A 13,985-nucleotide genomic window follows, 5' to 3' on the forward strand; every position below is an offset into this window, starting at 1 on the left:
ACGGCAGCGCGACGGGGCGCACGCCGGACGGCCGGCGTACGTCCCGGGGCCGGGGCGTCAGAGGATGCCCGCCCCGCGCGCCGCCTTGATCCACTGCGGGAACTCCGACAGCAGCCGGTCGTACAGCTCCGCGTCAGGGACCATGCTGATGTCGTCGACGGAGAAGAAGCCGACGTTGTCCACGCGCCGCCCGGGCAGCGTGTCGAACCGCTCCAGCACGCCGTAGTTGGCGTGCCCGAGTCCCACGAACTGCCAGAACACGGGCTCCTCGACGGCCTCACGCAGCTGCGTCTCGATCTCGGCGTTGCGGTAGACGCCGCCGTCGGAGAAGAACAGCACGAGCGTGGGGGCGGACGTCGGGTTCTCCCGTACGTACGCGCGCACCTCCGCGATGACCTTCTGCTCCTCGTTCTGGATGCCCACGTCGCGCATGTCGGCCTGGCTCGGGTCGAGGCCCCTCTTGCGCTTGCGCCGGAACAGGGAGATCTCCCCCACGCGGACGTGCAGCCGCAGCCACTCGGGAAGCTCCCCGAGCCGCAGGTCCGGCAGCCGGGCGGGGTGGGTGGCGAACGTCCAGGCCTGCATCTCCCCGTCGTCGTCCAGCTGTGCGGCGACCGCCGCCATCCGCTCGACGACGTCGGCGACGACGCCCTTGGAGTACAGGAAGGACATCGACCCGGAGGCGTCCAGCACGAGGATCACGCGCGCGGTGACGTCGGCGGCCCCGTGCTTGCGCAGACTGACCGCGACCTGCTCCTTGCGCAGCGACAGCCGCTTGCGCATGTCGACGGGCAGCTGCTCCTCGCCCTTGCTGAGGCGGGTGGCGCCGGACGGGGGCGGCGCCGGGGCGGCCGGTGGAGGGAGCAGCGGCACGGCGACGAGGGGCGCCTGGGCAGGGTCGTCGACGGTGATGCCGAAGTCCGTGGCGAGTCCGGCGAGGCCGGAGGCGTACCCCTGGCCGACCGCGCGGAACCTCCAGGCGCCCTGCCTCCGGTACAGCTCGCCGCCGATGAACGCGGTCTCGGACCCGGCCGCCATGTCGAAGCGGGCGATCGGGGCGCCCGAGGCGGCGTCCAGCAGCCGCAGCACCAGTCCGGGCGCCTGCCCGAACGTCCCGCCGTCGGCCGACGCCCCGAGCACGATCCGCTCGACGGCCGGCTCCACCGAACGCAGGTCCACCTCGACGGTGTCGGTGGCGGTCCCGTCGGCATGCTGCTTGCCCAGGTACCGCACGGCCCCGGAGGCGTGCCGCGGCTGGTTGTAGAACACGAAGTCCCCGTCGTCACGCACCCGCCCCACCGACGTCAGCAACAGGGCCGACGCGTCGATGTCGGGCACCCCGGGCCCCGCCGCCCATACGAGCTCGGCCCGCACCACGGGCGCCTCGACGGAACAGTTGGACCCCTTGCTCATCGCCCACACAGCCATGGCCCCAGTCTGCCCACACCCGCCGATTTCCACGAGGTGACCCACGGGTGCCGCCCCGGCACGTCGTGCAACCGGGACCGGCAGTCCCCCCACCCCGGCCGTCGGGTCACTCACGGCGTCCTACGATGCGTCAGTCCTCCGGGCGCCTCCCGGTCACCTGTACAGCAAGGAAGCTCGATGCGCCTGTCCAGCCAGCTCGGGAAGGCCGCCGTCGGCGTGGTGGCGCTGTCTCTCCTCGCCGGGTGCGCAGGGGAGAGCGACGCGGGCGGGGCGCCGGAACGGACTCCGGAGAGGCCGACCTCCTGGATCGACCTGCCGGTGAAGGCCGACGCGCGGAACGTCGTCCACACGGACGCCGACGACCGGCCGCACGCGGTCCGGATCACGGTCAGGAGCCTGGTCCGGGGCACCGAGGAGGACATGCGCGGGGACCGTGTGGACGAGGGGCTGAAGGGGACGGTTCCCCACTACCTCACCTTCGAGGTCACCAACACCAGCCCGAGGACGATCCCCGACGCCTTCATGGTGGACAGCGATCTCCTCCTCATCGGCACCGACTGGGAACACGGGCAAGAGGTCCACGTCAGTGGCGGGAGGCCGGGGGGCGTCGATCTGCCGTGCGCGAATCTCCCGCCGGAGACACTGGCGCCCGGCGCCTCCTACGAGACCTGCGTGACCTACGCACTGCCCGAGGGCGTCGGCGTGCTGTCGGTGATGCACTACGCCGGCGGCTACCTCGACGAGACGGGCGCCGTCGCGGTCTGGCCCGTCGACGGCGGCCTGGAGACAGTGTCCGCCGGGCTTGCGGAGCCAGGGGACGTCATCCCCGTCCGGCACGACGCCGACGCGGACGGCATCCTCGAATTGCCGGCCACGCTGGTGTCCGTACGCCGGGGCAGCACGGCAGACGTCAAGGGCCCGGATCTCCCGCTCACCGCGGAGGAGCGGCACGGCGTGCCGTACTACGTCTCGGTCACCTACACCAACACCGGTACGTCGGACCTCTACAACGACCAGTCCGGTCGCATTCGCCTCCTCACGCAGCACGGTCGGCAGATCCCGGAGAAGAGCCACAGTTTCGTGGACTCGGAGGTCCCCGGCTGCCCTTCCGACTGGATGTTCGCGACTGTCCCGACGGGCGAAAGCGTCACGCAGTGCAGCATTCACGTGGTGACGGGCCAGGCTGAGAAGCCGTTCGCGGTGGGTTTCGACCAGGCGGAGCGGGCGGGTCTGGTGGTCTGGAGAGCCGACGTGCTCTGAGCCGCCGGCAGGGCGGCGGTGCCGACATCCGTGTGGCCGCCGGCACCGCCTCACCTCCGTCAGTCCGCGATGGGCAGGTACACGCGGTTGCCCGCCTCCGCGAACTCGCGGGACTTCTGGGCCATGCCCTCCTCGATCTCCGTGCGGCTTCCGCCGTGCTCGCGGCGGATGTCCTGGGAGATCTTCATCGAGCAGAACTTCGGCCCGCACATGGAGCAGAAGTGCGCCGTCTTCGCCGGCTCCGCCGGGAGGGTCTCGTCGTGGAACTCACGGGCCGTGTCCGGGTCGAGGGCCAGGTTGAACTGGTCCTCCCACCGGAACTCGAAGCGCGCGTCGGACAGCGCGTCGTCCCACTCCTGGGCGCCCGGATGCCCCTTGGCGAGGTCGGCCGCATGGGCCGCGATCTTGTAGGTGATCACGCCGGTCTTCACGTCGTCCCGGTTGGGCAGCCCCAGGTGCTCCTTCGGCGTGACGTAGCAGAGCATGGCCGTGCCCCACCAGGCGATCATCGCTGCGCCGATGCCCGAGGTGATGTGGTCGTACGCGGGCGCGACGTCCGTCGTGAGCGGGCCGAGCGTGTAGAACGGCGCCTCCTCGCAGATCTCCTGCTGGAGGTCGATGTTCTCCTTGATCTTGTGCATCGGGACGTGTCCCGGGCCCTCGATCATGGTCTGCACGTCGTGCCGCTTGGCGATCCGGTTCAGTTCGCCCAGCGTGCGCAGCTCCGCGAACTGCGCCTCGTCGTTGGCGTCCGCGATGGACCCCGGCCGCAGACCGTCGCCGAGCGAGTACGTCACGTCGTACGCGGCGAGGATCTCGCACAGCTCCTCGAAGTGCTCGTACAGGAACGACTCCTTGTGGTGCGCCAGGCACCACGCCGCCATGATCGACCCGCCGCGCGAGACGATGCCCGTCTTGCGGTTGGCGGTGAGCGGCACGTACGCGAGCCGGACGCCCGCGTGGACCGTCATGTAGTCCACGCCCTGCTCGGCCTGCTCGATGACCGTGTCCTTGTAGATCTCCCAGGTCAGCTCCTCGGCCTTGCCGTCGACCTTCTCCAGCGCCTGGTAGAGCGGCACGGTGCCGATGGGGACGGGGGAGTTGCGCAGGACCCACTCGCGGGTGGTGTGGATGTTGCGGCCGGTGGAGAGGTCCATGACCGTGTCGGCGCCCCAGCGGGTCGCCCAGGTCATCTTCTCCACCTCCTCCTCGATGGAGGACGTGACCGCCGAGTTGCCGATGTTGGCGTTGACCTTCACCAGGAACCGCTTGCCGATGATCATCGGCTCGCTCTCCGGGTGGTTGACGTTGGCCGGCAGCACCGCGCGGCCCGCCGCGATCTCCTCGCGGACCACCTCGGGGGAGACGTTCTCCCGGATCGCCACGAATTCCATCTCGGGCGTGATCTCGCCCCGGCGCGCGTACGCGAGCTGCGTGACGGCCTTCCCCTCACGGCCCCGGCGCGGCAGTCGCGGCCGGCCGGGGAAGACCGCGTCGAGGTTGCGCAGTCCCCCGCGCGGCGAGGTGTGCTTGATCCCGTCGTCCTCAGGACGGACGGGACGGCCCGAGTACTCCTCGGTGTCGCCGCGGGCGACGATCCAGTTCTCGCGCAGCGGGGCCAGTCCCCGGCGGACGTCGGTGTCGACGAGTGGATCGGTGTACGGGCCCGATGTGTCGTACAGAGTGACCGACTGCCCGTTGGTGAGGTGCACCTGACGGACCGGCACCCGCAGGCCGGGGCGGCTGCCCTCGACGTACGCCTTGTGCCAGCCGATGGACTTCCCGGCCTCCGCGGCCTCCGACGTCTCGGTCGGGTTCTGCGTGGAGGCAGGCGTGCGTGTGTCCTTGTTGGTCATGAGACCTACTCCCTACGCCGGCATTACCCGGTAACAGGTTCGGCGGTCGACGCAGCGGCTTCCGTCTGCCGACGCCCCGTGTGAAACATCACCCGCTGTCGGTGATGTTTCACGTGGAACATCGCTGGGACGGAGGTCAGCGCCCTCTCAGCCCGGTGCTCCGAGCTCCCGCGTGTACAAAAGGTGCCTCCACGCTAGCGTCATTTCTGGCGCGCTGAACAGAGGGCCCCCTTCCTTCTTGCGATGATCGGTCGGTGACCTCGAACTCTCCGCCTCCGTTCCCGCCGTCCGAGCCACCGCACGGTGCCGACGCCCAGCCCGGGCACGGCCCCGGGCAGTGGCATGGGCACGGTCCCGGGCCGGGACGCACGGGATCGCACGAACACACCGGTTCGCACCGGGGCTCGGCCACGCCAGGGACGCCGGGTGACACCCCGCCCACGACGACGGGGCACGACCATGGGCGCGGCCACGGTCATGCTCCGGTCCCCAGCCACGGGCACAGCCACAGTCACGGTCCGGCCGCCCCCGTCTCCCGCCATCTCCGCAAGGTCATCGCCGCGGTCCTCATCCCCTTCACCGCGGCGGTCCTCGTCGGCCTGGCCGTGCTGTGGCCGGGCGGCGCTCCCGCCCACGAACGCACCGGCGTCGGCTTCGACCGGCAGACGCAGCAGGGCACGGTCACCGAGGTGGTCGCGGTGGACTGCGCCTCCGCGAACCCTTCGGCCGGCGTCCCGACCGGTGACACCTCCACCGCCGAAGGGTCCTCGGCCCAGCAGCAGGCGAACGGCACCTGCAAGAAGGCGACGATCCGGGTCGACACCGGCAAGGACAAGGGCCGGACGTTCACCGAGATCGTGCAGCCGGACCAGTCGCGGCAGCTGAGCCAGGGCCAGGGGGTCGTCGTCGCCTACGAGCCCTCGGCGCCGGAGGACCTCCAGTACTCGGTCGCCGATGTGAACCGCCGCTTCCCGCTGGCACTGCTGGCCGGTGTCTTCGCGCTCGCCGTGGTGGCCGTGGGCCGGCTGCGGGGCGTGATGGCGCTGGTCGCGCTGGCGGTCAGCTTCCTGGTGCTCAACTTCTTCATCCTGCCGGCGATCCTGCAGGGCTCGAACCCGCTGGTCGTGGCGGTCGTGGGAGCGAGCCTGATCATGCTGCTCGCGCTGTACCTCTGTCACGGGCTGTCGGCCCGCACCTCGGTGGCGGTGCTCGGCACCCTGGTCTCGCTGCTGCTGATCGGCATCCTGGGATCGGTGTTCATCGACTGGTCGGCCCTTACCGGCAACACCGACGACAACACCGGCCTGATCCACGGTCTCTATCCCGACATCGACATGAGCGGCCTGTTGCTCGCGGGTGTCATCATCGGCTCGCTCGGCGTCCTGGACGACGTGACGGTCACCCAGACGTCGGCCGTGTGGGAACTGCACGAGGCCAACCCGACGATGGGCCGCCGCGCGCTGTACCGCGCGGGCATCCGCATCGGCCGCGACCACATCGCGTCCGTGGTCAACACCCTCGTCCTCGCCTACGCGGGCGCCGCGCTGCCGCTGCTGCTGCTGTTCTCCGTGGCGCAGAGCGGTGTGGGAACGGTCGCCAACAGCGAACTGGTCGCGGAGGAGATCGTGCGCACGCTGATCGGCTCGATCGGCCTGGTGGCCTCGGTACCGGTGACCACGGCCCTGGCCGCGCTGGTCGTGTCGGCGGACCGCCCGGCGGACCGTGCCCCGGTGCCCGGGCAGACGGCGGCGCACGACCAGGCCGTCGGCCATGCGCCGGGTCCCCGGCCGTCCATGGCGCGCGGCGGACGCGGTCGCCGCCGCAAACGCTGACCCAGCCACAGGTGGGGGCCGGGGGCTCACCGAAGCGCTACGCCACCGGCCCACCCGGTCGGCTCAACGCGTCAGCCGGCGCTCTGCTCCGCGAGGATGCGGTCGAGCGCGTCGTCGAGGTGGGCGTCGAAGTCGGCGAGCGCCCCTTCCTGCCCTAGCGGCACCAGCTTGTCGGTGCGGTCGAGGAAGGCCACGAGCGGGGCGGTCGACGAGCGGAACAGCGCCTGGTCGCTCCCGACCTGGAGCCGGATCAGCACCTCGCCCAGGGTGTCGGGGTCGACCGGCGCGACCCGCACATCGCCCTCGCCGCAGGGCCTGCCCACGCCGTCGACCAGCAGCTCTCTGCCGAACGCCCACGTCACCGGGGCGTCCCCGGGAAGATGGAAGGTCAGCCGCACCGCGTAGGGATCGCAGGTGTCATAACGCAGCTCCACCGGAATGCGGAAGGAAAGCTCTTCCGACACGAGAAAGCTCATCATGACCTCTGCCTGTACGGATTCGCGCATCGCCTACCCCGTCATTCGCCGCGGACTGGCCGGACATGGCCCCTGGCACCAAAGGGAATCTTGCTGAACGTACACAGCAGATCACAAGGAGTGAGTTTTCAGATACTGATAGACAGCGCCAGCGAGCCCAGCAGGCAGCGCATTTCGGCCTGCAGCCGCTGGATCGTCGGGAGGAGACGGTCGGCCTGGTGCACGGGCAATGAGACGGCCACGGAGGCCGCCGCGGCGCCGACCCTGAGAGGGACCGCGGCGCACACCGTCCCCAGCGCGTACTCCTGACGCTCGATCACCACGTCGGTCTCCCGAGCGCGTTCAAGGCGCCGCAGGAGGCTCGCGGCGTCGCGCACCGTGTAGGGGGTGACCGGGCGCACCGGGTAGCGGTCGAGGTGGTCGCGCCGGGCCGCGTCGTCCAGCTGCGCGAGCAGACACTGGCCGAGGGCGTGTGCGTGGGCGGTCTCCCGGAAGTCGGCCCACTCCTCGACGGCCGGGCTGGCCGGGGTGTCGGCGACGCCGATCAGGCCGATCTCGCCGTCGCGGTAGACCGCGTAGTAGACGGGGACGCCCACCGCGTCCCGCCAGCGGGCGAGGGTGTCGGTCACCGTGCTGCGACGTTTCTGCTGGGCTCCGCTGCTGCTGAGCCGCTCGGCGGCGTCACCGAGGAAGAACAGCCCGCGGTCGCGCCGCAGATAGCCCTCGTGCACCAGGGTGCGCAGCAGGTGGTAGGCCGTGGGAAGCGCCAGTCCGGTCTCCCGGGCGAGCTGCTTGGCGGGGGCGCCGTGCTCGTGCGCGGCGACGGTCTCCAGCAGGCGCATGGCGCGCTGGACCGAACCGATGAGGGTCGCGCCGGGAGCCGACGTGTGCGGCGCCGGCGAACGGGGCTGCGGGGGGACCGCGGTCCGTGGGGCGGGGGCGGTGCCAGTCGTGGCCAAGGGTCACTCCCGTAACGCGAGGGGGCAGCCCGTGCGGGGAACACGGGTGGTGGGGTCGCCGCTCGCGGGGACCTGCCCCGCGTCGAGTTCCGGACTCTAACCGTCCGTCACCGCACGCAGGAGGCCCTGCGCGGAAACTTCCCCCACCCGAGGGAACCGGCGTGTCCCGTTACCGCCCCGCCGGTTCCCGCCGGCTCACCAGTCGCGCGACGAGGAACTCGCCGTGAACTTGCGCACCACGTAGATCAGTCCGCCGACCAGGGCGACGAAGACCAGCGCCTTGAAGAGCAGGCCGATGACGAAGCCGACCACGCTCGCTATCAGGCCGCCGAACACCACCAGGGCGATGACCGGCACCGCGATCCACTTCACCCACCACGGCAGTCCCGTGAAGATCTCTCGCATGGCCTCGTCCTTACCTCTCCGCCCGCTGCCTGCCGGGTCGTGTCGATGATGTCCGCTCTCGATGCTAGGGCTGCCCAGGGTCGGACGGGGGCCTCGGATCCCTTGTCCTCCCCTGACCCGTCCCCTAGGGAACCCCGAGTCACTGCCTCAGCTCTCCGGCGGAGAGAACACCACCAGGACCCGCAGGTCCTCGCTGATGTGGTGGAACTTGTGCGGCACCCCGGCCGGCACGTAGACGACGCTGCCGCGTGCCACCTCGGTGGTCTCCGTGCCGACGGTGATCGAGGCGCGGCCGCTGACCACGAAGTACACCTCGTCCTGGCCGTGCGGCTGCTGCGGGTCCTGGGCACCCGCGTCCAGGGCGTAGAGACCGACCGACATGTTCCGTTCCCGCAGGAACTGCAGGTACGCCCCGTCGTTCGCGGCGCGTTCCGCTTCGAGTTCGTCCAGCCTGAATGCCTTCACGGGTCCCGCCCCTGCCCTCACTGCCCGGTCACGATGCTGTCTGTCACGATCAGACACATGAAGAATTTCCTAGTCAAGACGATCGCCAACGCGGGAGCACTCGCCGTCGCGGTCTGGCTCCTCGACAAGATCACGCTGACCGGGGACAGCACCGGCAAGGAGATAGGCACGCTCCTCCTGGTCGCGCTGATCTTCGGCGTGGTGAACTTCCTGGTCAAGCCGGTGGTCAAGCTGCTGAGCCTGCCCCTGCTCATCCTGACCCTGGGCCTGTTCACCCTGGTGGTGAACGCCCTGATGCTGCTGCTCACCTCCTGGCTCGCCGACCAGCTCGACCTGAGCTTCCACGTGGAGGGCTTCTGGACGGCCGTCCTGGGCGGTCTGATCGTCTCCGTGGTCTCCTGGGCCCTGAACGTGATCCTGCCCGACGGGGACTGACCACCATGACCTACCGCGTCTGCTTCGTGTGCACCGGCAACATCTGCCGCTCTCCGATGGCCGAGTTCGTCTTCCGCGCCCGCGTGGCGGAGGCCGGTCTCGAGGACCTGGTCGAGGTCGACAGCGCCGGTACCGGCGGCTGGCACGAGGGCGAGGGCGCGGACCCCCGCACCGTCACCGTGCTGCGGGAGAACGGCTACGAGGCCGAGCACACGGCCCGGCAGTTCGACCCGTCCTGGTTCGGCCGGCTGGATCTGGTCGTCGCCCTGGACGCCGGCCATCTCAGGGCGCTGCGCCGCCTCGCCCCCACGGAACGGGACGCGGAGAAGGTCCGGCTGCTGCGGTCGTACGACCCGGCGGCCGGTGACGATCTCGACGTGCCCGACCCGTACTACGGGGGTCCCGAGGGTTTCGACGCGTGTCTTGAGATGGTGGAGGCGGCGAGCCACGGACTGCTCGCCGCGGTACGTGAGCGGGTGGAAGGACGGGCGGCATGAACGACGCGACCAGGGGCACGGGCGGACCGGGCGACGGCACCCGTGCGGTGCGGGCCGGGCTGCCCGAACCGGTGAAACACGAGCCGACCCTGCCCGGGCCGGTGTTCGCGGCCCACTTCCATCTGCCGGGCGACCCCACCGGCCCGTACACCTACGGCCGGGACGAGAACCCGACGTGGACGCTGCTGGAGCGGGCCGTGGGCGAGCTGGAGGCCCCGGGGCGGGACGACGTCGAGACGCTCGTGTTCGCCTCGGGCATGGCCGCCATCTCCGCGGTGCTGTTCTCGCAGCTCCGCGCGGGGGACGCGGTCGTCCTGCCCGACGACGGTTACCAGGCGCTGCCGCTGGCGCGCGCCCAGCTGGAGGCGTACGGCATCGAGGTGCGCACCGCGCCCACCGGCGGCGACGCCCAGCTGGAGGTGCTGGACGGTGCGAAGCTGCTGTGGATCGAGACGCCCTCGAACCCCGGACTCGACGTGTGCGACGTGCGGCGGCTCGCCGAAGCGGCCCACGCGCGGGGGGCCCTGGTCGCCGTCGACAACACCCTGGCGACGCCGCTGGGCCAGCGTCCGCTGGAACTCGGCGCGGACTTCGCGGTGGCCAGCGGCACCAAGCAGCTGACCGGCCACGGCGACGTGCTCCTCGGGTACGTCACCGGCCGCGACGCCGAGGCGATGGCCGCGGTGCGGCGCTGGCGCAAGATCACCGGTGCCATTCCGGGGCCGATGGAGGCGTGGCTCGCGCACCGGTCGATCGCCACGCTGCAACTACGGGTGGATCGGCAGAACGCGACGGCGATGCGGCTCGCGGAGGCACTGCGGGAGCGGACGGAGGTCACGGGTCTGCGGTACCCGGGACTGCCGGACGACCCGTCGCACAAGATCGCGTCGCAGCAGATGCGCCGCTACGGGTGCGTGGTGTCCTTCACGCTGCCGTCCCGCGAGCGGGCGCACCGCTTCCTCGAGGCCCTGCGGCTCGTGGACGATGCGACGAGCTTCGGCGGCGTGCGGTCCACGGCGGAGCGGCGCGGCCGCTGGGGCGGGGACGCGGTTCCGGAAGGCTTCGTCCGCTTCTCCGTCGGCGCCGAGGACCCGGAGGACCTGATCGCGGACGTGCTGCGGGCGCTGGACGCGACCGCGGGCTGACCTGCGGACATCCGACCTACGACACCCTCTGCGGACGGTCCGAGCCTCCCCCCTCGTGGCTCGGACCGTCCTCGGTTCTGCGCGCGAAGAACCGCGCGACTCAGGCTAGTTGACTCACTGTCAGTGTCCAATCACAGTAGCGACAGCGACCTATCGACAAATTTATAGTTGGTTCCGTCCGTTCTGCGGCGGGCCGACGAGAGAGGGGTGCGTGCCGTGGATCTGGCCTTGCTGCGGACCTTCGTGACCGTGCACCGGGCCGGTTCCTTCACGCGCGCGGCGGCCCTGCTGGGCCTCTCGCAGCCGGCCGTCACCTCACAGATCAGGACCTTGGAACGGCAGGTCGGACGGCCCTTGTTCCTGCGGCAGGCGCGCGGGGTGACGCCGACGACGATCGGCGACGAGCTCGCCCACAAGGCGGCGCCGCACCTCGACGCGCTGGTGGAGATAGCCGAGTCCGGGCTGGAGGAGGACTCCTCCTTACGCACCCTGCATCTGGCCGGGCCTCCCGAGTTCACCGCCGAGCGAGCACTGCCCGCGCTCACGGAGCTGACCGGCGAGGACGGCCACGGCTTCGCGCTCCGCGCCTCCTTCGGCACCGCCGACGAGGTCCTCGAAGGGCTCGCCGCCGGCCACCACGACCTGGCCATCAGCACCGTCCGCCCACGCGGCGCGCTGCTCTCGGCAACCGCGCTCTGCGACGAGGAGCACGTCCTGGTCGCCGCGCCCGGCTGGGCCGAGCGGATCGGCGCGGCGACGCTCCGCCGGGACGGCCCGGCCGCCCTCGAGCGGGTCCCGGTCGTGGAGGTGCACGAGTCGTTGCCCTTCGTCGCCCGCTACTGGGCCTCCGTGTTCGACTCCCGCCCGGTCTGTCCCGGCACGGTGATCGTCCCGGACCTGCGCGCCGTGCTGGCATGCGCCACCGCGGGGGCGGGCCTCGCCGTGCTGCCGCGTTACCTGTGCGCGGGCGCACTGGAGCGCGGCGACGTGCTGGCCCTGTACGAGCCCACGGTGCCTCCGCTGCGCACCTACTTCCTGGCCGTCCGCACCGGCACGCTGGCGATGCCGCACATCGCACGGGCCCATGAATGGCTGGAGCGGGCGGCCGTCGCTTGGTGCTGAAGGAGGTGGGGCGGCGCGGTGTCCCGGCGGCCGGAGCAAGGGCGCCCGGCGATGTTTCACGTGGAACCGGCTGGGCCACATTTCCCCCATGACCGTCCGACCCGTGGTCAAGCGCACCGCCCGAGCCGTTCTCCTGGACGGCGATCACCTGATCCTGATCAAGCGCACCAAACCCGGTGTGGACCCGTACTGGGTCACCCCCGGCGGCGGGGTCGATCCGGAGGACGCGACCGTCGTTCACGCCCTGCACCGCGAGGTGTACGAGGAGCTCGGCGCCAAGATCACCGACGTGGTGCCGTGCTTCGTGGACACCGTGGAGCACATCGGCGAGGACGAGGGCTCCACCGGTGTGAAGGTGCAGCACTTCTTCGTCTGCCGTCTGGAGTCCATGGACCCGTCCCTGCGGCACGGCCCGGAGGTCGAGGAACCCGCCGGAGAGTACGAGATCGTGCGCGTGCCGTTCACCCGGGTCGGCATCGCCTCCGTGCACCTCGTCCCGCTGTCCCTGCGGCACTACCTCGACGGCAACATCGAAGGGGTGCGCGCCCTGCACGCCTCCGACCTGGGCTGATCCGAGCCCGAAACGGGATGGCCAAAAGCACGTACGCATCTGCGGAAACAGGTGGACGCCGAAGGCTCCGGTCGGACAGCCTGACCTGCGTGCCGACACCTTCTCTCGACGCCCTGCCCATCCGCCGTCTGACGCTCCGCGATCTCACCGCCTGCGCCGACCTGTCCGAGGACCGGGGGTGGCCCCGGGAGGAGCACAAGTGGGGACTCCTGCTCGCGGCCGGACGCGGCCACGGGGTCGACGCCCCCGACGGGGGTCTGGCGGCCGCCTGCGTCGTCACCGAGTACGGACCCCGGGAGCGGCCCTCCTTGGCTGCCGTGGGCATGGTCCTCGTCGCGGAACGCCATTCCCGTCAGGGCCTCGGGCGCCGGCTGATGCGCCATGTCCTCGAGGAGGCGGGCACCACTCCCCTCACCCTGCACGCCACGCCTCTCGGACGGCCGCTGTACGAAGAGCTCGGTTTCAAGGTCACCGGGCAGGCCGAGATGGTGCGCGGCCTCTTCGTCCCGTCAGGCCGGCCGGACGTCCTGACCCGCACGGCCACCGCCGACGACCTCCCCGCGCTCCTGCGGCTGGACGAAGAGGTCTTCGGCATGGACCGGACCCACATCGTGACCCGCCTGCCCGCCTTCGCGGACCAGCTGCGGGTGGCCGAGGAGGACGGCCGGATCATCGGCTACGCCGCCGCATGGCCCAACATGCACACCCACGTCGTGGGCCCGTTGATCGCCCGGGACACCGCGACCGCCCAGGCGCTCATCGCCTCCCTGGCCGCCCACACCAACCGTCCGCTGCGTACCGACATCGACGTCCGCCACCGCGAGCTGCTCGACTGGGTGAAGGCGCGAGGCCTCGCACCGGTCGCGTTCAACGCCGTGATGACGCACGGCATCACGGAACTTCCCGGCGACTGGAGCCGGCGGTTCGCCCCGGTGACGGTGGCGGCCTCCTGACGGCACGCAGACGGCGACGCCGGTCCCCTGTGCTGTGCGGGACGGGCGTCGCCGTGCGGTGCGCCGTATCTACGTGCTGTGCGTTGTACGGCTGTCCTGTGCGTCGTCCGGGGCGTGGCGCCCCTCCGTCGTCAGGCGAGGGACTCCACGGCGGCGGTGGCGAAGCCGTGGTCCTGCTCCGGGGCGCCGCCGCCGACGCCGACGGCGCCGATCAGCCGGCCGTCACGCCGTACGGGCACGCCGCCGGCGATGAAGAGCAGCGGCCGGTCGAGGGCGGTGGGCAGGGTGTGGAAGAGACCACCGGGCTGCACGGCGTCCACCAGGTCGGCGGTGGGCGAGTTCAGCTGCAACGCGGTGTAGGCCTTGCGCGTGCTGGTCTCGCCGGAGATCAGCACGGCCCGGTCGTCCCGGCGGAAGGCGAGCAGGTGCCCGCCCGCGTCGAGGACGGTCACGCTGACGGTGACACCGGCCTTCTCGGCGGCCTCGACCGCGGTGGTGACGAGGGCTTCGGCGTCCGCGGTGGTCAGCGGGGCGACGGCGGTGGTGGTCATGAGGTGGTTCTCCTTGCGGTGGGTGCGGTG

Annotated in this window: 15 protein-coding genes and 1 riboswitch; of the genes, 8 read left to right on the forward strand and 7 right to left on the reverse strand. The window is 71.2% G+C overall.

What is annotated here, in order from left to right; translation table 11 throughout:
• Positions 1–57: 57 nt before the first annotated feature.
• Complete coding sequence (locus MTR79_RS33115; protein ID WP_189363742.1) at positions 58–1,428, reverse strand: VWA domain-containing protein; 1,371 nt, start codon at positions 1,426–1,428, stop codon at positions 58–60.
• Positions 1,429–1,605: 177 nt separating this feature from the next.
• Here MTR79_RS33115 and MTR79_RS33120 point away from each other — a divergent pair, with 177 nt between their 5' ends.
• The gene (locus MTR79_RS33120; RefSeq protein WP_244792951.1) at positions 1,606–2,688 is read left to right on the forward strand and encodes a hypothetical protein; all 1,083 of its coding nucleotides are present in this window, start codon (positions 1,606–1,608) and stop codon (positions 2,686–2,688) included.
• A 59-nt stretch (positions 2,689–2,747) separates the two neighbouring features.
• On the opposite strand, the gene thiC is transcribed toward MTR79_RS33120, so the two are convergent.
• A complete protein-coding gene (gene thiC, locus MTR79_RS33125) occupies positions 2,748–4,544 on the reverse strand; it encodes a phosphomethylpyrimidine synthase ThiC (protein ID WP_244792953.1) in 1,797 nt (598 codons plus the stop codon).
• Positions 4,537–4,726, reverse strand: a riboswitch (TPP riboswitch). It overlaps the preceding gene by 8 nt.
• Before the next feature lie 72 nt (positions 4,727–4,798).
• Here thiC and MTR79_RS33130 point away from each other — a divergent pair.
• The gene (locus MTR79_RS33130) at positions 4,799–6,376 is read left to right on the forward strand and encodes a YibE/F family protein (RefSeq protein ID WP_244792955.1); all 1,578 of its coding nucleotides are present in this window, start codon (positions 4,799–4,801) and stop codon (positions 6,374–6,376) included.
• A 71-nt stretch (positions 6,377–6,447) separates the two neighbouring features.
• On the opposite strand, the gene MTR79_RS33135 is transcribed toward MTR79_RS33130, so the two are convergent.
• The 4 genes from MTR79_RS33135 to MTR79_RS33150 form a co-directional block, all read right to left on the reverse strand.
• Complete coding sequence (locus MTR79_RS33135) at positions 6,448–6,882, reverse strand: SsgA family sporulation/cell division regulator (protein ID WP_019525340.1); 435 nt, start codon at positions 6,880–6,882, stop codon at positions 6,448–6,450.
• A gap of 98 nt (positions 6,883–6,980) precedes the next feature.
• Positions 6,981–7,715: an IclR family transcriptional regulator C-terminal domain-containing protein gene (locus tag MTR79_RS33140; protein WP_280518396.1), complete on the reverse strand. Its 735-nt coding sequence runs from the start codon at positions 7,713–7,715 to the stop codon at positions 6,981–6,983.
• A 291-nt stretch (positions 7,716–8,006) separates the two neighbouring features.
• Positions 8,007–8,216, reverse strand: a complete 210-nt coding sequence (locus MTR79_RS33145) for a DUF5326 family protein (RefSeq protein ID WP_019525342.1) — start codon at positions 8,214–8,216, stop codon at positions 8,007–8,009.
• 147 nt (positions 8,217–8,363) lie between these two features.
• On the reverse strand, positions 8,364–8,681 hold the full coding sequence (locus tag MTR79_RS33150) for a cupin domain-containing protein (RefSeq protein WP_048457242.1): 318 nt from the start codon (positions 8,679–8,681) through the stop codon (positions 8,364–8,366).
• Between the two features lie 57 nt (positions 8,682–8,738).
• Here MTR79_RS33150 and MTR79_RS33155 point away from each other — a divergent pair, with 57 nt between their 5' ends.
• The 6 genes from MTR79_RS33155 (at position 8,739) to MTR79_RS33180 (ending at position 13,404) form a co-directional block, all read left to right on the forward strand.
• A complete protein-coding gene (locus MTR79_RS33155) occupies positions 8,739–9,116 on the forward strand; it encodes a phage holin family protein (protein WP_048457241.1) in 378 nt (125 codons plus the stop codon).
• A gap of 5 nt (positions 9,117–9,121) precedes the next feature.
• On the forward strand, positions 9,122–9,613 hold the full coding sequence (locus MTR79_RS33160) for a low molecular weight protein-tyrosine-phosphatase (RefSeq protein WP_189363746.1): 492 nt from the start codon (positions 9,122–9,124) through the stop codon (positions 9,611–9,613).
• Positions 9,610–10,758 (forward strand): cystathionine gamma-lyase, encoded by a 1,149-nt coding sequence (locus tag MTR79_RS33165; protein WP_244792959.1) that lies wholly within the window; start codon positions 9,610–9,612, stop codon positions 10,756–10,758. The genes MTR79_RS33160 and MTR79_RS33165 overlap by 4 nt, the downstream gene beginning before the upstream one ends.
• A gap of 216 nt (positions 10,759–10,974) precedes the next feature.
• On the forward strand, positions 10,975–11,880 hold the full coding sequence (locus tag MTR79_RS33170; protein ID WP_244792961.1) for a LysR family transcriptional regulator: 906 nt from the start codon (positions 10,975–10,977) through the stop codon (positions 11,878–11,880).
• 88 nt (positions 11,881–11,968) lie between these two features.
• Positions 11,969–12,451: an NUDIX hydrolase gene (locus MTR79_RS33175; RefSeq protein WP_189363748.1), complete on the forward strand. Its 483-nt coding sequence runs from the start codon at positions 11,969–11,971 to the stop codon at positions 12,449–12,451.
• A gap of 89 nt (positions 12,452–12,540) precedes the next feature.
• Positions 12,541–13,404 carry a GNAT family N-acetyltransferase gene (locus MTR79_RS33180; protein ID WP_086700118.1) on the forward strand — a complete coding sequence of 288 codons (864 nt, stop codon included), beginning with the start codon at positions 12,541–12,543 and terminating at the stop codon, positions 13,402–13,404.
• A 131-nt stretch (positions 13,405–13,535) separates the two neighbouring features.
• Here the strand turns inward: MTR79_RS33180 and MTR79_RS33185 are convergent, their stop codons facing one another.
• Positions 13,536–13,955 carry a heme-binding protein gene (locus tag MTR79_RS33185; RefSeq protein ID WP_048457237.1) on the reverse strand — a complete coding sequence of 140 codons (420 nt, stop codon included), beginning with the start codon at positions 13,953–13,955 and terminating at the stop codon, positions 13,536–13,538.
• Positions 13,956–13,985: the final 30 nt, after the last annotated feature.

Origin of the sequence: Streptomyces sp. BJ20 (assembly GCF_022869105.1) — a bacterium.
Taxonomy (GTDB): Bacteria; Actinomycetota; Actinomycetes; order Streptomycetales; family Streptomycetaceae; genus Streptomyces; species Streptomyces griseoincarnatus.